Origin of the sequence: Actinoallomurus iriomotensis (assembly GCF_030269445.1) — a bacterium.
Taxonomy (GTDB): Bacteria; Actinomycetota; Actinomycetes; order Streptosporangiales; family Streptosporangiaceae; genus Actinoallomurus; species Actinoallomurus iriomotensis.
The window spans coordinates 127288-146386 of the sequence record NZ_BSTJ01000015.1; the positions used below are offsets into that span (position 1 = coordinate 127288).

13 protein-coding genes are annotated in these 19099 nt (G+C 71.9%); 2 read left to right on the forward strand and 11 right to left on the reverse strand.

The window, feature by feature from the left end; genetic code table 11:
* The first annotated feature begins 89 nt into the window (after positions 1 to 89).
* Entirely contained in the window at positions 90 to 521 is a 432-nt protein-coding gene (locus tag QSK37_RS44195; protein WP_285633828.1) for a hypothetical protein, read from the forward strand.
* On the opposite strand, the gene QSK37_RS44200 is transcribed toward QSK37_RS44195, so the two are convergent.
* Positions 432 to 3182, reverse strand: coding sequence for an ATP-binding protein (locus tag QSK37_RS44200; protein ID WP_285633831.1), 2751 nt, complete (start codon positions 3180 to 3182; stop codon positions 432 to 434). The genes QSK37_RS44195 and QSK37_RS44200 overlap by 90 nt on opposite strands.
* Positions 3183 to 3339: 157 nt before the next feature.
* Between QSK37_RS44200 and QSK37_RS44205 the strand changes: the two genes are divergently transcribed.
* On the forward strand, positions 3340 to 3531 hold the full coding sequence (locus QSK37_RS44205; protein WP_285633834.1) for a hypothetical protein: 192 nt from the start codon (positions 3340 to 3342) through the stop codon (positions 3529 to 3531).
* On the opposite strand, the gene QSK37_RS44210 is transcribed toward QSK37_RS44205, so the two are convergent.
* From QSK37_RS44210 to QSK37_RS44255, 10 genes are all read right to left on the reverse strand, one after another.
* On the reverse strand, positions 3515 to 3907 hold the full coding sequence (locus QSK37_RS44210) for a PPOX class F420-dependent oxidoreductase (RefSeq protein WP_285633837.1): 393 nt from the start codon (positions 3905 to 3907) through the stop codon (positions 3515 to 3517). The genes QSK37_RS44205 and QSK37_RS44210 overlap by 17 nt on opposite strands.
* A gap of 44 nt (positions 3908 to 3951) precedes the next feature.
* A complete protein-coding gene (locus QSK37_RS44215) occupies positions 3952 to 7074 on the reverse strand; it encodes a glycoside hydrolase family 2 TIM barrel-domain containing protein (RefSeq protein ID WP_285633840.1) in 3123 nt (1040 codons plus the stop codon).
* A 117-nt stretch (positions 7075 to 7191) separates the two neighbouring features.
* Positions 7192 to 7632 carry a DUF6010 family protein gene (locus tag QSK37_RS44220; RefSeq protein WP_285633843.1) on the reverse strand — a complete coding sequence of 147 codons (441 nt, stop codon included), beginning with the start codon at positions 7630 to 7632 and terminating at the stop codon, positions 7192 to 7194.
* A 153-nt stretch (positions 7633 to 7785) separates the two neighbouring features.
* A complete protein-coding gene (gene rph, locus QSK37_RS44225; RefSeq protein ID WP_432705664.1) occupies positions 7786 to 10380 on the reverse strand; it encodes a rifamycin-inactivating phosphotransferase in 2595 nt (864 codons plus the stop codon).
* A 128-nt stretch (positions 10381 to 10508) separates the two neighbouring features.
* The gene (locus QSK37_RS44230) at positions 10509 to 11630 is read right to left on the reverse strand and encodes a glycosyltransferase (protein ID WP_285633846.1); all 1122 of its coding nucleotides are present in this window, start codon (positions 11628 to 11630) and stop codon (positions 10509 to 10511) included.
* Positions 11623 to 14478 (reverse strand): bifunctional glycosyltransferase/CDP-glycerol:glycerophosphate glycerophosphotransferase, encoded by a 2856-nt coding sequence (locus QSK37_RS44235; protein WP_285633849.1) that lies wholly within the window; start codon positions 14476 to 14478, stop codon positions 11623 to 11625. The genes QSK37_RS44230 and QSK37_RS44235 overlap by 8 nt, the downstream gene beginning before the upstream one ends.
* A 194-nt stretch (positions 14479 to 14672) precedes the next feature.
* A complete protein-coding gene (locus QSK37_RS44240) occupies positions 14673 to 15086 on the reverse strand; it encodes a BlaI/MecI/CopY family transcriptional regulator (RefSeq protein WP_285633852.1) in 414 nt (137 codons plus the stop codon).
* Positions 15087 to 15295: 209 nt separating this feature from the next.
* Positions 15296 to 16273 (reverse strand): lysylphosphatidylglycerol synthase transmembrane domain-containing protein, encoded by a 978-nt coding sequence (locus QSK37_RS44245; RefSeq protein ID WP_285633855.1) that lies wholly within the window; start codon positions 16271 to 16273, stop codon positions 15296 to 15298.
* Positions 16274 to 16414: 141 nt separating this feature from the next.
* Positions 16415 to 17677 carry a cytochrome P450 family protein gene (locus QSK37_RS44250; protein ID WP_285633858.1) on the reverse strand — a complete coding sequence of 421 codons (1263 nt, stop codon included), beginning with the start codon at positions 17675 to 17677 and terminating at the stop codon, positions 16415 to 16417.
* Positions 17678 to 17705: 28 nt separating this feature from the next.
* Complete coding sequence (locus tag QSK37_RS44255) at positions 17706 to 19094, reverse strand: FAD-dependent oxidoreductase (RefSeq protein ID WP_285633861.1); 1389 nt, start codon at positions 19092 to 19094, stop codon at positions 17706 to 17708.
* Between the last annotated feature and the right edge of the window lie 5 nt (positions 19095 to 19099).

Here is a 19099-nt window from a genome sequence, read left to right on the forward strand (position 1 = left end):
TAGCCAAAAGTGGAAGATCTACCACCAATTTCTGCCAATCACCAGGCACTCTTCCGTTCTCGACGCGGGTGTCCGCTAAGTTCCTCTCTGTGGCCGGAAAGACGACGCCCCAGCAGAGAAGAGCGCGGTGGCTCGCGCCGGTCATCGTCTGGGGTTCGCTGTCGGTCGGCGGCCTCATCGTCCTGGCGCCCCCGCTCTGGACGTACGCGCTCGGCGAACCCACGGTCGCGAGGGTCGAGTCCTGCGAGACGTCGGTCCACGTCGACCAGCACGGCAACGGCCACGACGAGACGACCTGCCACGGCTCGTGGACGGCCGGCGGCGCACGGCGGTCGGGCACCATCGATGGCGCACACCGGGGCCTGGTCCACCAGGACGTCCGCGTCCGCGCCCGCGGCGACAGCGCGGCCACCACGAGCACCGTCGGCAGGTCACTCGCGGCCTGCGGCATCGCGGCCGTCATCGGTGTCGTCGCCCACATCGCCTGCTACCGCGCCCTCGCCGGCGGGGCGCGGCGGTGAGGGTGCCTCGCCGGAGGAAGGCGGACGCCCGGGCTCGGTGAGGACGAGGAAACGGAAGCCCTCCCAGGCGTACCCGTCCAGATGCCGGAAGTCGCCCCGGATGACGTCGTCCGGCAGCCGCGCGAGCCACCGGAACCGGTTCTTGTCCGACCGGCCGAAGCACCCGGGGATGTGCGGCGTCCTCGTCTCGGTGCCGGGCGGAACGTCGCCGGCGTCCGGCCGGACGCCGAGTGCCTCCAGGGAGTCGCTCGCCCGGTCCAGGGCCCGGCGCGCCCGGGTGAGGTCGCCGACCGCCAGCAGGCCCCGGCCGAGCGCCCGGGTCGCGTACGCCAGGCGCAGCGGCTCGCCCTGCCGCTCGAAGAGATTCATGGCCCGCGTCGCGCATCGGACGACGGCGCGGCCGTAACAGGCCGGGCAGATGCTCAGGTACAGCACGCTGAGGTCGAGCAGTGCCACGGCCTGTCCGTGGTGGTCGTCCCGCTCCCGGGCCAGCCGGAGGGCGTGGCAGAGGTGCCAGATCCCGCAGCCGCCGTACCACACCGGATTCCAGCCCAGCAGGACGAGCGCGAGGTTGATCCGGGCCTGCGTCAGGCCGCCGGCGTCCTGAAGGTGTTCGAACACCTCGATGGCCCGTACGAGCGACGCGGCCGCCTCCTCGTACTCCTCCCGCATCCGCAGCGCGTCGCCCAGCGCGCAGAGCGACTGGGCGGCGCCGAGCAGGTCGCCGGCGTCCGAGCAGATGCGCAGGTCGTTCCGGTGGCACTCGACGGCCCTGGCGTAGTCGCCGAGGTTGAAGTACACGAGGCCGAGGTCGTGCCAGGCGTTCCCCTCCGCCGGGCGGTCCGGCGCCAGGTCGAGCGCCCGCCGCAGCTGCCGCTCCGCCTCCTCGTACCGCCCGGCGGCCCGGCAGGCGTTGCCGAGCGACAGCGCGGCCGGCGATACGCGCTCGGGCTCCAGGTGCCCGGCGGCGTCGAGGGCCAGGCGGGCGCAGGCGACCCACTCGTCGGTGTGGCGACGGAACTCCAGGTAACGGGCGAGCCTGACGGCCGGCTCGTACGCCCGGCGCCACAGTCGCGCCTCGTGGGCGGCCGCGACGGCGGCGGCGACGTTGCGGTGTTCGGCGTCGAACCAGTCCAGCGCCTCGGCTCGGGAGGCGAACCGGTTGGCGTGGAAGAGGCGGAGCGTGCCGGGGGCGGCGAACCGCCGGTCGGCGTCGGTGGCGGCGCTCTCGTAGTGCTCCAGCAGCCGGTCCAGCGCGCCGCGATACCCTCCGGCGTCGGCGCGGGCGTGTTCGGTCGCGTAGAGGCGGACGAGGTCGTGCATGTCCCACCGGCGACCCGGATGTCCCCGGATCAGGTGGAGACGGGTCAGGTCGGCCAGGAGCCGTTCGGCCTCCGGCGGCGTCCGGTCGAGGACCACGGCGGCGGTGTCCGGCCCGAAGTCCGGGCCGGGGACCACGCCGAGCAGGTCGAAGGCCCGGCTCTGCTCCTCGCCGAGGCGCGCGTAGGACAGGTCGAACGCCGCGCGGACGCCGAGGGCACGGCCCTGCTCGTCGACGTCGTCGTACCGCAGCCGGTCGAGCCGGTCCCGTGCCTCGCCCAGCGCGGCGACCTCGGCGGACAGCGACCGGTGCGGGTCGTCGAGGAGCAGCGCCGCGACGATCCGCAACGCCAGCGGCAGCCGCCCGCACAGCTCGGCGAGCCGCTCCGCGTCCCCCGGGCCCGCGGCCACCCGGTCGTCGCCCGGAACGGTACGCCGCAGCGCCCGGTCGAGCAGGCGCACCGACTCCTCGGCGTCGAGCGGCGTCAGGCCGACCCGGTGTGCCGCGAGGCTGGAGAGCGTGTTGCGCGACGTGACGATCACGTGGTGCGGCGGGTCCGGGAGCAACGGCGAGACCTGGCCGGCGGACGCGACGTTGTCCAGCACGATCAGCAGCGGGCTGCCCGCCGAACCGGCGAGCGCGGTCCGCCACCGCCCGACGGGCTCGGGCGGGGCGTCGCCGGGCTCCGGCTCTGCCACGCCGAGCATGCGCAACAGGCGTTCGGCGGCGCTTTCGGCCTCCAGCGGCCGGCCCTGGCCGAAGCCTCCTAAGTCGAGGAAGAGGATCCCCCCGGAGAAGCGGCCGGCCCGGTGCGCGGCACGCACCGCGAGCGCGGTCTTGCCCACGCCGCCCATGCCGGTGACCGCCGTGACCGTGCCGTCCGTGCTCCGCAGGCGCTCCGCCAGCTCCGCCAGGGCGGCGGCACGGCCGGTGAAGCCCGCCGGGTCGGGCGGCAGCGTCATCGGCCGCGGTGCGGAGCCGCCGGTGGCGCGGACCGTCCTCGTCCTGCGGGGCCGGCCGCCGCGGTTCGCCCGCTTCTCCTCGCGTGCCCGCGCGAGCGCGTTCTTCCAGCCGTCGGGGAAGTGCGCCGACGGGTCACCCCCACGCTCGCGCACCTCCTGCCGGAGGTAACCCACGATCTGGGAGAACGCGCGCTCGGATCGCTCCGAGGGGATGTTCGTCCCGGTCAGCCAGCCGTGGATGGTCGCGTCGCTGGTCGTGACGGGCGGCTTCTGGGCGCGGCAGTGGCGGACGAGACGGTCGAGCGTCGGGCGGCCCGCCGCATGGTGCAACGACCTCAGCTCGGCGGAGAAGCGCTCCACCGCACCGCCCGTGCCCATCGGCTCCCCTCGCCCGGAAAACCGGAGATCTCCCGTCCGGCCAGGGTAGTCGGGGCCGTCGCGCCTGACGATGGATCGCCGGAAACCCTTCGGACGTGGCATTCAGTAGGTCCCCGGCGGGCGAGAGTTCCCGCCTCATTCCCAGGGAGGTCTCCCGATGCTCGCACTGCTCCGTCACGTGTACGCGGCGGGCGGCGCCGCCGGCGTGCTCTACGCGCTGACGGTCGCCGTCACCGCCATCACCTCCGTCGCCGCCCCCACGCCGCGGCGCCGCAAGGACGCCCGTACGACGCTCCGGCTGCTCCTGCCCCACGGCGCCACGCGCCGGCGAGTCACCCCGTCCCGGTGACGGACTCCGGCTCGATGACGAAGATGACGCGGACCTGGTCGCGGCCGCCGTACCAGGGGTAGGGCCGGCCGAGGTACCGCTGGGCGAGCTCCTCGATGTGGGCGGCCGCGCCCTCGGTGGTGACCTCCAGCACGCGGCCGCGGATCTGGACGTAGCGCGACGGCCGGTCCGGGTCCGCGACGGCCACGGCGACCCGCGGGTCACGCTCGATGTTCCGGGTCTTCACGTGAGTCTGGACGCTGTTGATCAGAACGTGCTCGCCGTCGGTGTCGACCCAGGTCTGGGTCACCTGCGGCGAGCCGTCGGGCATCGTCGTGGCGAGGTAGCAGGTGCTCGGCCGCCGCAGCAGCGTGCGCAGATCGTCGTTGAGCTTCACGGCCGGTCACTCTGGCCGAGCCGGGTGGACCGGCGCAAGCGCGGTCAGTCTCCCGGGAAGCGGAGTTCGGCGATCTGCAGGAAGCCGTCCGGCGTGCCGGGGGCGCGGCTCGCCAGGTCCAGTCGCACGCTCGTCGTACGGACCGGGTCGAAGGTGATCTCGGTCGGCTGGTTCGAGCCGGTCGCCCACGTGATGCTCAGGTTCCGCACCGGGACGTACCGGCCGTCGCGCAGGTACGACACGGCGACCGACGCCGGCAGCGCGCAACCGGCGCCGACGGTGAAGTACGGCGTGACGCCGCCGAGCGTGCGGGTCTTCGGCCAGGTCACCGACACCCACTCGCGCGGATGCGCCAGGCTGTACGCCGGCAGCAGGGCCGTGGCGGGCTTGTTGTAGTAGTTCGACCAGCCGCCCGACTCCGTGTCGCCGTCCAGCATGGCGGCCGGGAGTGTGCCGGGCGCGCCGGAGTAGCTCGCGTCCGCGGTCACCGTCGGGGCGGCGGCCGGAGCGGCCCGCACCGGCACGGGCGCCGCGACGGTCACGCCGGGTGTGCCGCCGGTGGCGTGGATGACCGTGGACGCCGGGTGCAGGCCGGCGCCGGTGACCGTCACCGTGATCGGGCCCGGTGCGGTCCCGGACCGTACGATCGCCAGCGCCTTGCCGTTGAACGCGGCGCGGACCGGCGCCTTGTAGTTCTCCGCGCTCTCCTCCTGCCCGTTGTCCAGCCCGGCCAGCGAGCCGCCGGTCACGGTGAAGCGCAGCGAGTCGTCCGCGCCGGGCACGGTCACGCCGTGCGCGTCGACGACGTCCGCGGTGACGTACGACAGCGACCGGCCGTCCGCGTCGATCGTCCGGCGGTCCGGTGACAGGCGGACCGTGTACGGCGCGCCCGCCGTCTTCAGCACGTCGGTCGCCACGACCTTCCCGTCGCGGGTGGCGACCGCCTTCAGCGTGCCCGGCTCGAACGGGACGTCCCAGGTCAGGTGCAGCTTGCCCGCGCTGCCGTTCGGGCTGGTGTAGCTGCCCGGGTACGGCCCCGAGGTCACGGTCTTGTCGTCGTGGGTCGCCTCCGTCGTCTCCAGGTACCCCCGGCCGTCCGTGGTGGTCTTGTGGTCGAACCGGCGGGTGCCCAGCGACCGGCCGTTGAGGAACAGCTCCACGGTGTCGGCGTTGGAGTACGCCCACACCTGTACGGGGTCGCCGCGCCGGTGGTCGGTCCAGTTCATCGGCAGCAGGTGGACCATGGGCGCGGTCGTCCACTGGCTCCTGAACAGGTAGTACATGTCCTTGGGGAAGCCGGCGGTGTCCACCGCACCGAAGAAGGAGGCCTTGACCGGGAACACGTTGTACGGCGTGGGCTCGCCGATGTAGTCCATGCCCGACCACAGGAACTCCCCGGCGTACCAGGCGCGGTCGCGGTCCTTCTTCAGCCCGTACTCCCCGCTCATCGTCCACGAGGCGAGGTTGTTGTCGTAGGAGGAGGCCCCGCGTTTGCCCGGCGTGTGGTTCTCGCCGGTGTTGAGCTGCTGGGGGTCCTGGTAGACGCCGCGCGTGGAGGTCTCCGAGGACGACTCGGACTCGAAGAAGAACTTGTCCGGATAGCGGGCGTGCAGCCCGTCGATCGAGGCCGCGGTGTTGTAGTTGAGGCCGATGCCGTCGAGCATCCGCAGGATCTGGTCCTGGGCCGATCCGGGCGCCGGCACGCTGCGGTACTTGTCCGACCCCATGACGATCGGCCGGGTCGTGTCGACCGCCCGGACGTCGGCGATGAGCCGCCGCGCGATCGGCACGCCGACCGTGACGGAGGTCGAGTCGGGGATCTCGTTGCCGATCGACCACATCACGACGGCCGGTGAGTTCTTGGCCGCGTTCACCATCTCGGTGATGTCGGCGTCGCTGTTCGCGTCGAAGAACCGGCCGTAGTCGTACTTCACCTTCGGTGTGTGCCAGGTGTCGAACGCCTCGACCATCATCACGATGCCGAGTTCCTCGCAGACCCGCACCATCGCCGGCGACGGCGGGTTGTGCGAGGTGCGGAAGGCGTTGACGCCCATGCTCTTCATGATCTTCATCTGCCGGTACAGGGCGTCCTCGGTGACGGCCGCGCCGAGCGCGCCTCCGTCGTGGTGCAGGTCGACGCCCTGCAGCTTCATCCGCTGGCCGTTGAGGGAGAAACCGCCGTCCGGGCTGAAGGCGGACCAGCGGACGCCGAAGCGGGTCGTGGTCGTGTCCACGGTCCGGCCCGCCACGACGACGTCGGTGCGCAGCGTGTAGAGGTACGGGCGGGCGGTGGACCAGAGTTCGGGGTGATCGACGCGCAGGTCCGCCGCCGCGGTCCCCGCCGTCACGCCGGAGGCTCCCCGGGCGACCGTACGGCCGCGGGCGTCCCGTACGGTCGCGACGACCTGCGTGTCCGCGGTCGCGCCGGCGACGTCCGTACGGGCGTGGACGTTCGCGTAGCCCGCCTTCACGGTGTTCGCCAGGTCCGGCGTGGTGACGAAGACGCCGTGCCGCTGGACGTGGACCGGCGCGGTGACGGTGAGGTGGACGTCACGGTAGATGCCGCTGCCGGAGTACCAGCGGCTGCTGGGGAGCTGGTTGCGCACCTCGACCGCGAGCACGTTCGGCGTCGTCCCGTCGGTGTGCGCCAGGTCGGTCAGGTCCACGTCGAACCCGGTGTAGCCGTACGCGTGGGCGCCGACCTGCCGGCCGTTGAAGTAGATGACCGAGTCCATGTAGACGCCGTCGAACTCCGCGGAGATCCGCCGGCCGGCCATCGAGGAGGGCAGCGTGAAGGTCTTGCGGTACCAGCCGAGCCCGCCCTGCAGGAAGCCGGTGCCGGCGTTGGTGCCGCCGTCGGGCGTCGGGTCGCGCTCGATGCTCCAGTCGTGCGGGAGGTTCACCCGGCGCCACGAGGAGTCGTCGTAGCCCGGATCGGCGGCGTGCGCGTAGGCGCCGGTGGGGTCGGTGACGCCTTCCGGGTTGACGAGGGCGAACCGCCAGTCCTGGTCGAAGTCCACGCTCCGCCCGGTGCCGGCCACGTGTTCGGTGACGGCGGATCGCGGAGGTGGCGCGGCGGCCTGCGCCCTGGCGGGGAGGGCGGCGAGGACGAGCGACACGGCCACGAGCAGCCGGGTGGCGAAGGCGGCGCGGAAGGTTCCGGACATCGGTGCCCTTCGGGTGCAGAAGGCGACCTTTGTTCGATATTCCGAACAAAGACTCGCATTACGGACACCCGACGATCCGTCAGGTCAGGGCGATCAGTCAAGAGCCCAAATTGGGCATTACGATCGGGCCATCTGCTCCCGAATCCCCGCCGGGCGCTTCGTGCGACGGAACAGCTCACGCGGCGACCGGCCGCCGCCGAAGCACCACAGGGCGATGACCGGGTCGCAGATCGCGCAGCCCAGCGACGAGTCATGGGCGAACGGCAGGATGGGGTGGCCGTTGAGATGATGGACGACGTCCCAGGCGGTGTGCAGCAGCCAGCCGATGCCGACGAACGTCCACGACTCAAGGCCGCGATAGGCGACATAGACGAGCAGCGCGCCGAACGCGAGCTCCCAGGCGCCCAGACCGCCGCCGCTGAAATAGGTCGCGCCGGCTCCGGCGATCATGAGCGCGTTGACGCGCAGCCGGTGCGGTTCGCGGATGAGGGACATCAGCAGGGCGTACGCGACGCCGATGCCGACCGGCGCGATGAACCGCAGGTAGTCCAATGTCATTTTCCAATGCCGTGAGAATTCAGCGCGGAACCGGTGCGCGGAGGGCACCTCCGCGCACCGGAAACCCAAGCTACGCAGGCCGCAGGACCGCCTCCAGCGGCGTGAGTGACACGTCCCAACGGAAAATCGCCAACGGCGGGTTGCGCTCGGGGTTCAGTCGAGGATCTCGACGTATCCGTCGGTGCCGTGAACGCGGATCCGCTGCCCGTCCCGGATCAGCCGGGTGGCCTGCTCCACGCCCACCACGGCCGGCAGGCCGTACTCCCGCGCGATCACCGCCCCGTGCGTCATCAGGCCGCCCACCTCCGTCACCAGCCCGGCGACGGCGACGAACAGAGGACTCCAGCTGGGATCGGTGTACGCGGTGACGAGGATGTCGCCCTCCTCAAGGTCGGCCTGCGCCATGTCCAGGATGACTCGGGCACGGCCCTCGACGGTCCCGGCCGAGACCGGGAGGCCGGCCAGCGCGCCGGGCGGGGCGTCGTCACGCCGATACCGGCCGGCGATGACCTCGCCGTCCGACGTGATGACCCGGGGCGGTGTGAGCGCCTCGTACGACCGGAACGCCTCCCGCCTCTCCCGGATGAGTCCGGCGTCCGCGTCGCCCGTTCGCGCGACTTCCCGCAACTCCTGGAACCGGAGGAAGAAGATGTCCTCTCTCTCCCGCAGGACGCCGGACCGGACGAGGCGATCGGCCTCCCGCAGCAACGCCTGCTTGTAGATGAAGTAGCGGCTGACCATGTCGTACTTGGGGTACTCCCGGTATCCGGCGAAGGTGCGGACACGGTCGATCATCCGCTTGGTCTCCTCGGCCTTCTCGTCCCCGTCGGGCAGTGCGCGCAACCGCGTCAGCAGTTCCTGTTCTTTCTGTCGCGCCTCTTGGAGTCCTTGTTCGAAGCGTCGCCTGCCGGCGCCCGGCTCGAAGTTCTTGGCGTTGCCGAGAATGGTGGGGACGAGCGTGGCGGGATGCTCGCTCCAGCGCGTCCTGGTGATGTCGATCTCGCCCGCGCAGCGCATGCCGTACTCGTCGAGGTAGCCCCGGATGGCGTCACGCGCCTCCCGTCCGCCGGGCAACCCGGCCAGTTCGTCCAGGAAGCCGTCGCCCTCCCGGCCTTCGTCCACCACACGCTGCAGGAACGCCATGACGTCCGGGTGCGGCCGGACCGTGTCCGCGACGTCGAGGAGCGCCAGCCCCATCTCCGACGTGACGTTGTGGGGGACGGACTGCGTGAGCACGTCGGCCGCGTTCTTCTCGCCCAGCCACGTCTCCAGGTGGTCATTGAGCCACCAGCTCGCCTCCATCCCCGCCATGATCGCCGGGAGGCTCTGTGGATCGGACCGGACGCGCTTCAGCTCCGCGATGTCGGCCAGGATGAAGTCGAACAGCGCCGGCCCGGACAGATCCTCGATCTCGCGCCGCAGGGTGGCGACGGACTCCTGACTCTGCCGGATCAGGCGGGTGACGATGGCCGGATCGGTCTCGATCGGGGCGGGTGGGTCACCGGCGGGTGCGGCGCCGGAATCCTCGTCCTCCGGAAGCGTGCGGACGAAGCCGCGGTCGACGACGGTTCGCAGCGCGTCCCGGATCAACGGGTCGGACCTCCCCAGAGTGTCGATGAGGCGTACGCGACCCGCGTTCGTCGCCAGCACGGGGGCCACGTCGACGAACAACCGGCCGCCCGCCTCGGGCATCGGATGTGGGGTCGTCAGCTGCCACACGGAGAGTCCCAGCGGCTTCATCGCGTCGGTCATCATCTGCTGGTGACCGACGGAGACGTAGACGTGGTTCTCCTGGTCCTCGGTCGTCGGGATGGGGAACAGGGTGGTGATCGGCCGGCTCTGGACGATGTGGAAGTCGTCGCCTGCCCGGCACCATTCGATGTCCTGGGGGCGGCCGAAGTGCGCTTCGATGCGCCGGCCCAGCCGCACCAGGCGCACGACCTGCGCGTCCGTGAGAGCCGGCTGCGTCTGCCTCCGCGGTTCGATCGGCGTGTCCTGAACACCGCCTCCGGGCGACGCCTGGACGGACCGCTCCTTGGTGGCGACCGTCGTGGTGACGACCTGGTCGTCACGCACCGTGTAGACGTCCCCGGCGACCAGACCGGAGACCAGCGCCTCCCCGAGCCCCCACCCGGCCTCGACGGTGGCGGTCTTCCGGTCCGAGGTCACGGGATCCGCGGTGAACAGCATCCCGGCCGCGTCCGGGAACACCATCTGCTGCACGACCACGGCCATCCGCACTTTCCGGTGATCGAAGCCATTACGGCACCGGTAGGTCACGGCCCGCTCGGTGAACAGCGAGGCCCAGCACCGCCGGACGTGGCGAAGGATCTCCGTCAGGCCCACGATGTTCAGGTAGGAGTCCTGCTGGCCGGCGAAGGAGGCGGTCGGCAGGTCCTCGGCCGTCGCGCTGGAACGCACCGCGTAGGAGGCGTGCTCCCCGAGCCGGGTGAGCGACTCGCTGATCGCCGCCACGAGATCGTCGGGCATCGCGACGTCTTCGACGACGCGGCGTATCTCGGCGCTCAGGGTGCGGATCGCCTCGCGGTCGTCCGGTTCCACGCGCGCCAGAAGGTCGAGCTGAGCGTCGATCGACGGCGCCTCGGCCATGATCCGCTGGAAGGCGTCCGTCGTGACGCAGAAGCCGTCCGGCACGCGGACGCCATCGATTCGCGAGAGCTCGCCGAGGTGTGCCCCCTTTCCGCCGACGTCCGCGACATTCGTCGCGTCGATCTTCTCGAAGCCCATCACGTAGGCCAATTCCGTTGCTCCTTGCGTCGATTCGGTTCGCAACGGCGGCAGTATGGAGCAATTTTTGGCGCCTCATGAGGCGCACTTATCTGCTATAAAGTGAAACTGGGGGGAGCGGCCGAGATTCAGCCGGTCCGGCCGTCCACGAGCGCGAAGGCCCGTTCCCAGCGGTCGACGATCGTGTCGGGGGCATACCTGCGGACCGAGACGCGCGCCGCGTCTCCCAGCGTGTCACGGAGTCGCCGATCGTCCATCAGCCGCTCCAGGGCGGCGGCGAACTCCATCACGTTCCCCGGCGTCACGACCAGCCCGTCCCGCCCGTCGGTGAGCAGTTCCCGCACGCCCGGCGCGCAGTCGAAGGCGACCGTGGGCAGCCCGTACGCCATCGCCTCGATGATCGACATGGGGAAGCCCTCCTCCCGTGAGGAGAGCGCGAAGATCGAGGCGCCGGTCAGCGCGCTCTCCAGGTCGGAGGTCGAGCCGGGGAACTCCACACTGGCGTCCAGGCCGAGCGCGGCCGCGCCGCGCCGCAGCGCGTCCTCCTCGGGGCCCGTCCCGTACAGGCGCAACCGCCAGGACGGGTGGCGCGCGGCCACCTCCGCCCAGGCCTCGAGCAGCATGTCCTGCCCCTTCTCGAAGGACAGCCGCCCGAGCCGTACGACCACCGGCTCGGTGCGCGGGGACGGCGACGCCGGTTCGACGTGGAGCGGGTTGGGCATGGCGGCGGCCCCCGACATGTCGTCGAACGCCCAGGCGTCCGCGTCGGCGCGGGTGAGCGCGAGGAACAGGTCCGCCCCGGCGAAGTGGCGTTTCACCCGCCGGTACCGCGACGACCGCCGCGTCGCCGCGTACGACTCATGGCTCATGCCGATGACCGGCATCCCCGCGGTGTCGGCACGCGCGACCCATTCCATCGCCCAGACCTGCGCCGCGATGACGACGCCGCCCGGCCGGGCGGTGCGCAGCAGCGCGCTCAGACGCGCGGCGCCCTGGCGGACCGTGGCCCGGTGGGCGAGCCGGGACACCGGCCCGCGGCGCGGCCCCGGCCGGCGTTCGTGCAGGACGGTGACGGCGTACCGCGGGTCCCGGCCGTAGTCGTGGGACCGCTCCGCGTGCGTCACGCCGACGAGGTGGACGCGGTGGCCGCGGTCGGCGAACAGGTGGGCGATGTGGTGCGCCCACCGCTGGAGGCCGCCGAGCTCCTCGACGTTGTTGCAGACGATGAAGATGTCGCGGGACTCAGTCACGGCCGCCTCCGGTGAAGAAACGCTCGACGATGGCCTTGGCCGCGGTGCCGGTGTCGTACTCGCCGAAGCGCTCGGTGAACAGCCGGCGCCGGTCGGCGTGGTCCCGGTGCACGCGGTCGAGGTCGGCCAGCGCGGCGAACAGCCCGTCCTCGTCGGCGACGATCGGCCCCGGTGCGTGAGCGGCCAGGTCGAAGTACGCGCCGCGCCGCAGGGCGTAGTCGTCGCCGTCGGGCGTGTAGAAGATCATCGGGCGGTCGCGGAGCGCGTAGTCGAACATGACCGACGAATAGTCGGTGACCAGCGCGTCGGCGAGCAGCAGCAACGGCGTGACGTCGTGGACTCCGCCGACGTCGACGACGGTGCCGCGCAGGCCGGGCGGCACCACCGCCGTGCTCAGGTAGTGCGCGCGGATGAGGAGCACGTGCGAGTCGCCGAGTTCGCGCGCGAAGCGTTCGAGGTCGAACGGCGCCTCGAACCGTGCGACCGGCCGCCCCTCCTCGTCGGCACGGAACGTCGGCGCGTACAGCACGACCGTACGGGCGTCACCGTCGAGCCCCAGGCGGCGGCGCAGCTCGGCCAGTTCCTCCGGGTCGCCGCCGCTCACGAGCGGATCGTTGCGCGGGTACCCGGCCCGCAGGGGCGGTGCGGTCACGCCGAGGCCTCCGGCCAGCGTCCGCACGTCGTGCTCGGACCGTACGACGAAGTGGTCGAACCGGCCGGCCATGGTGCGCCGCCGTACGTGCTCGGCTCTGGTGCCCTGCTTGACGGACGGCTCGTCGAAGCCCATGCGTTTGTACGCCGAGCCGTGCCAGGTCTGGATGTAGGTGGTCTGACGGCGCTTGGTGAGCCCGGCGGGGAAACCCTGGTTGTCGACCCAGAACTCGGCGCGGGCCAGCGCGCGGTAGTACGCCCACGACCCGCGCTTGACCAGGACGGCGTCCTTGGGGAAGCCCCGCCTGCTCTGGTCGTAGGACCAGATCGCACGGTATGACGTACCGCGCCGGCGCAGTTCGAGGTGAACGTACTTCGGGTTGTCGGAGTACTGGGCTCCGAGGTGGCTCTCGAAGACGACGGTGCCCTTCCTGACCGGCAGCCGCACGAGCACGCGGTTGAACACGGCGATCTTCGTCGCGCGGCCGGTGAGCCGCCTGCGCAGCGCCTTCTCGGCGCGTATGAGGCTCCGCCAGAACCGCACTCCCAGTCCGGTGCGGGCGACGTCACGGATCAGCGGCAGGACGGCGCGGGCGGGAAGGCTGCGTCCGACGATGCGGAACGCCAGCTCTCCGGAGTCGGCGACGTACGCCTCCAGGCGGTCACCGACGATCCGGGTCAGCCGGGGCCGTACCGGCACCTCGACGCCCTTGTGGGCGGTGCCGGTCGAGGTCAGGCGGACCACGACGGTCTCCTCACCGACGTCGACGCACAGCCAGAGCCCCCAGGTCTGGTCCACCAGCCCGATCGGCCGGATCCGGCGGACCGGCGCGAACCTCGCCTGCCAGCCGATCCGGTCGCCCTCGTGGCGCAACGTCACCGGAACGCGGAACGCTCGGCCCTTCCTGCGGCGGTCCCGGATCTCCAGCCTGCCGGTGAGCTCCGTGGCGGCGCCGATCCGCCCCAGAGGATTGATGAAGTCGCCCGTGAGGGACAGCTCGTGCCCCTCCGTCCTCATGGCCGTCAGCCGGCCGCCGAGCCGGAGGTGCTCGAGCGGCACGGAGTGGATGCCCAGGTCGGTGACGTCGAGGATGCGACGGCCCGGCGCGGTGTCGAGGAAGGCCTCGGACCAGTAGATCAGACCGTCGCGTTCGACCGGCGCGATCGACAGCGTCGGGGGCACATCCCTCCTCGGCGCGCGGTCCGCGGCGGCGATCGCCCCGTCCAGGTCACCCTGCCCGACGAGGAAGCCGGCGATCGCGGCCATCGGGTTGCACTCCTCGAACACCGCGGTGTCCATCGTCGCCAGGTATCCCTGGGCGAGTTCGAGGAAGGCCTCGCGGTAGTCCGGGTCGCGGCTGCGGAGCTCGCGCAGGTAGAGCAGCAGGTCGTGGTTGACGAACTTGACGTTCTTGTGCTTCGCGAGCTCCTCGGCGCCACGGATCCGGAAGGTGGCGTCGATCCGCCGGTGGATCTCCAGCCGGTCGGCGAAGTTGCGCAGTTCGGCGCGGCGGTGCGTGATCGACAGCGTCTCTCCGCGCGGGACGATGAGCCAGTTGTAGACCCGGTGCGGAATGATCGCGATCTTTCGCGCGCTGACGTAGGCCTGCGCGCTGAACAGCAGGTCCTCGTAGTGCAGGCGGTCGACGAACAGCAGCCCCTCGCGTTCGAGGAAGTCGCGCCGGTAGCACTTGTTGGTCGAGAGGGTGTCGTACAGCAGGTCGGGCTCGTCCAGGATGTTCGTCACGACGCGCGACTCGCGGTAGAGCGACGGGTACCAGTTCTGCTCGCGCTCCGGCAGCACCCGGACGCAGCGGCCGGAGACCAGTTCGGCCCCGGTCTCCTCGGCGGTGCTCACGAGGTTCCGGCACGCGTGCGGATCGAGGGTGTCGTCGCTGTCGAGGAACATCACGTAGCGGCCGCGCGCCTGCTCCATCCCGGCGTTGCGGGGGCGTCCGCACCCGCCGGAGTTCTCGGGCAGAGTGATCACGCGGACGCGGTCCGGCCGCCCGGCGGCGAGCCGCGCCGCCACTCGTGGGGTCGCGTCCGTGCTGGCGTCGTCGACGATGACGACCTCCACGCCCGCCAGCGACTGCGCCAGCACCGAGCGGACCGCGCGGGCCAGGCGCCCCGCGTCGTTATAGACGATCACGATGACCGTGACGTCGGGTTCTCTTACCGGAAGGCTCACACTCATCGCCCTGACCGTGAGGAGATATCTACTATTTCGGTAGTACGACCGCGACAGTAGGAGGGCGTGGGTTACCGGAAGGCAAAGGTGTGCTTACCTATGCGGGAGCACGCGTCGGCGCGACGACGATGAGGGATACGCGCACACACCGGACCCGCCCGGCGGCGAACCGGGCGTCGATCAGGCCGAGGGGCCGCCCCTCAGGCGTCCTCGCCGCCGCGCAGCAGCCGCTGCAGAAGCGCCTCGTCCTCCGGGCTCAGCGACGACACGAACCTCGCCAGCACTCCCGCGTGGTCGTGGCGGCGACTCAGCAGATCGGTCATCGCCCGCGCGGTGTGGGAGGCCTCGTCGACGGTGGGGAGGTAGGAGTACCCCTTCTTCACCGGGCGGCGAGACACCAGCCCTTTTCGGTGCATACGCGCCAGAGTGGACATCACCGTCGTGTAGGCGAGCCGGTCGTCCAGCCGGTCCCGCACCTCGGCGGGCGTCATCGCCCGCCCGGCCGTCCAGAGCACGGCCAGCACCTCGTCCTCGAGCATCCCGGGCTGACGCCTGGCGCCACCGCCGGAGGACCGCCCGACGGAGGGCTCGCGCGCAGGGGACTCGGCACTCATTCCGCCGAGCGTACTCTCCGGTAGTACTACCGCGATAGTGAACCCGCTCGCCGCAGCTCAGCGCCGCATTCGCCATATTCGCCGCACCGTCCGACCACCACGATGACGCGGCGCAGGCGACGCCGCACAGGTGGGGCCGATACATCTGACTGAAGGACGAGGACATCGACCGCGCGCTCCGGGTCGAAGCCCCCGGACGGATCACGGCATCAGATGACGCGGCGGCGCAGCAGCACGGCGAAGGTGCACGCGGCGGGTGGCAGCGGCAGCCAGACCGTGATCATCCGATAGCCGAGGACGGTCGCGACGGCGGCCGTCGAGGAGACGCCCGCGGCGACGAGTCCCGCGACCAGGGCCACGTCCAGGCCTCCGATGGCGCCGGGCGACGGGACCACCGCCGTCAGCGAGGACATGCCGAGGTAGACGACCAGCACCGTCCCGGCGCCGATCGATGCCTGGAGGCCGCGCAGCAGCGAGAACAGGATGAACGCGTGGAAGAGCGGCAGAGTCAGCGAGCCGAGCCAGAGCGCGGCGGCCCGGCCCGGATGGCGCAGGACCTCGCCCAGCTCGCGCATCTCCCGTACGAGCCGCCGCGCCGCCGAGGCCACCCGTCGAGCGCGTCGCCGCAGCCGCCGCCTCGATCCGCGCAGCGCGACCAGGGCCCCGGCCGACAGCACGGCCGCTCCGACGGCCGCGAACGCGACCGGCCCATGTGACGACGGCGGGACGATGGTCCGTACGTCCGGCCGCGGCAGGTGGACGCCCACGCGGACCAGCGTCGACGGGGCGACCGCGACGGCGGCCGCCAGCAGCACGACGTGGGTGATCCCGGTGGCCAGGGAGTTCAGTCCCACCGCGCCCACGGCGGCGCCGCGGCTGATCCCCTGTCGCTGCAGGAAACGCACGTTGACCGCCATCGCCCCCGAGCCGGCGGGCAGCAGGTGGTTGGCGAAGGACGCCGCGAACTGGACGGCGAGCACCCGCCCGAGCGGCGGGCGCACCGGGATGGTGCCGAGCAGCGACACCGCGCCGGCGAGCCACATCGCCACGGTGGCGAGCACCGCGAGTACGAGCCACTCCCCGTCCGCCCCGGCCAGGCTGTCCCCGCCGGCGTCGACGGCCGTACGATGCGCGACGCCCAGCACGACCACCGCCAGTGCGGCGCCGGCGCCCAGCAGCACTTTCACGGCGGGCCGCCGGAGAGGCTCCCCGGCCCACACGCCATCGGGATCCGCGGACCGCCGGGACCGTCGCCTCACACCAGCCCCAATCCGCTCGAACCGATCAACTACCGCGATAGTACTTGCAGTCCGGCAGGAGGTTCGTGCTCAGCCGAGGTTCCGCGGTACGCCGTAGCGGTGCCGGCCGGCGGCGGCCGGGGTGAAACGTACGGGCAGCGCGGTCAGGGCGCGGTGGAACGGGCCGGGCCGCCAGGTCGCCTCGCCGCCCGGGAACGCCAGCCTCAGACCGGGCAGGCCGTCGAGCAGCTTCTCGATGGCGACCGTCGCGATGAGGAGCGCCGGCCGCTTCGCCGGGCAGCCGTGCGGGCCCGCACCCCAGGCGAGGTGCGCCCGGTTGCCGACGCGTGATCCCGACGTGGTGTACGGGTCGGTGTTCGCGGCGGAGTAACCGATCACCACCGGCTGGTGCGCGGGCAGGATCGTCCCGCGGAACTCCACGTCGTGCCGGGGATAGGTGAAGCCGAAGTTCGCGATCGGCGGGTCGGTCCACAGCAGTTCGTCCAGCGCGTCCTCGATGAGCAGGTTGCCGCCCCAGACGTCGCCGGCCACCTCCTCGCTGGCCAGCAGCAGGTGGACGCCGTTGGCGATGAGGTTCTGCTGCGGTTCGGCCCCGGCGCCCATGAGGAGGAGCACCTGGTGCAGCGCCTCCTCGTCGGACAGCCCCGCCGGGTCCGCCAGGATCTGGGAGGTCAGATCCTGGCCCGGCCGGCGCCGTTTCAGCGCGATCAGCTCGGCGACGCCCCGGCTGAGCTCGGCGTTGGCCTTCTCCGCGTCGACGCCGTCGAAGATGCCCTTGTACCCGCGGGCCAGCCGCTCGCTGAGGGCGGGCGGACAGCCGAGGAGCCGGTTGAAGAGCAGCAGCGGCAGGGGCCGGGCGAACTGGGCCAGCAGGTCGGCCTCACCCGCGGCGGCGAACCCGGCGATGAGCTCCTCGGCGATGTCGCCCACCTGCTCACGCAGCGAGGACGGGTCGATGAGATCCAGCGCGTGGGTGACCGCCTGCCGCAGCCGCGTGTGCACCGGGTCGTCCGTGTACATGCAGTTCGGCCGGTACATCATCAGCGGCAGCACCGGGCAGTCCGGCGGGATGTGCCGCTGCCACTGGCGCGGGTCCTTGGGGAAGGTCACCGGATCGCGCAGCACCTCGAGTGCGGCCTCGTAACCGATGATGAGGGTCGCCGGCACGCCGGGCGCCAGTTCGACCGGCACGGCCTCGCCGTACTCCCGCATCCGCGCGTAGGCCCACGCGGGGTCCGAGGCGAAGGCCTGGTCGTACAGCCGTACCCGCTCGAGCTGCTCGGCGGGCGCGGGCGGCGGAGCATGGCCGGCTCGGCGGGGCGCGGTGTCCATGGTGGTTCCTTCGATCTGATCGGCGAGGTCAGTGTGCGGCCGGGGTCCGCGCCCGGGTGGCGCGTACGGCGCGGAGCAGCAGACCGGGCCGGATGAGGGTGTTCGGGTGCGCCCGCATGTGCGTGACCTGGAGGAAGCGGTGGTTGATGTCCGCGTCGGTCACCGAGGCCCTCAGGATCAGGTCGCTGATGCGGTGCGCGACCCGGAAGCCGCGCGGGTACGGGCCGTCGACGTGCGGCAGCCCGAGGTCGTTGGTCGTCGAGGTCTGCCAGGCGGCGTCGACGACGATCCGCACCAGGTCGAAGTAGCCACGTGCCGGCGCCGAGATCGTGGGTCCCGACCGCAGGTAGGCCGACAGGCAGGAGGCGTGCAGCGCGGCCGAGGACATGCCCTGGCCGTACACGGGGTTGAACGAGGCGACCGCGTCGCCCACGGCCACGAGCCCGGCCGGCAGCCGCCGCGACGCGTGGAAGTCGCGGCGCCGGGAGTCGGCCTGCCGGTAGGTCGCGACCGGACCGATCATCGGGCATCTCTCGGCCACGCTCGAGAAGATCTCCGGGAGCCGCCGGCAGCGCGCGCGGAAGTCCTCCGGGTCCCGTGTCGGGTGGTCGTCGGCGAATCCGGACAGCAGCATCGACCAGCGGCCGTCCTCCACCGCGGTCAGCACGCTGACTCCCGGGCGCTGCCCTGAGCCCGGCAGGACGACCGCCTGGACGGTGGAGGCGCCGGGCCGGGCGTCGTCGCGCCGGAACTGCGCGGTGGCGTAGCCGAGGTCGATGCCGACCCGCTGCATCGGCGGCCGGGACCAGCCGGCCTGTTCCAGCCAGTCGCCGAGCCGGCTGGAGCGGCCCATCGCGTCGACGACGAGGTCGGCCGGCAGGTCCGTGACCCGGTCGGCCGGATCGCCATCGGCGGTGTACCGCACGCCGGTGACCCGGTCCCCGCTGAATGTCAGCCCACGGGCCCGTGCCGGGACGAGCCGGACGTTGCGGAGGGCGAGGGCACGGGCGCGTACGCGGCTCTCCAGGAACGGCCGGCCGGCGCTGAGGATGTCGCCGTCCGCCGGCACCTTGAGGTTGCCGTCGACGTACATGCGGATGGCGTCGCTCTTCGACAGCACCGCGCCGTCGGCGAGCATGCTGTGGGAGAACCCGGGGAACCAGCGGTCCAGCTGCACCCGCCCGCCGTCCAGCAGGACGTGCACCTGCGTGCTCTGCGGCACCCCGGGCCTGGTCCGGCCCGGGTCCTGGTCGTCGCGTTCCAGGATGATCACTTCGGCGGCGTGGTCGCTGAGGACGCGTGCCGCGAGCAGCCCGGCGATGCTGCCGCCCAGCACGACGGCGCGTCGCAGCAGGACCCTGGTGTCGGCCGGCGGCCGTGCGGCTCCCAGTTCGCGGAAACGGCGGACCGGTCTCATAGGCG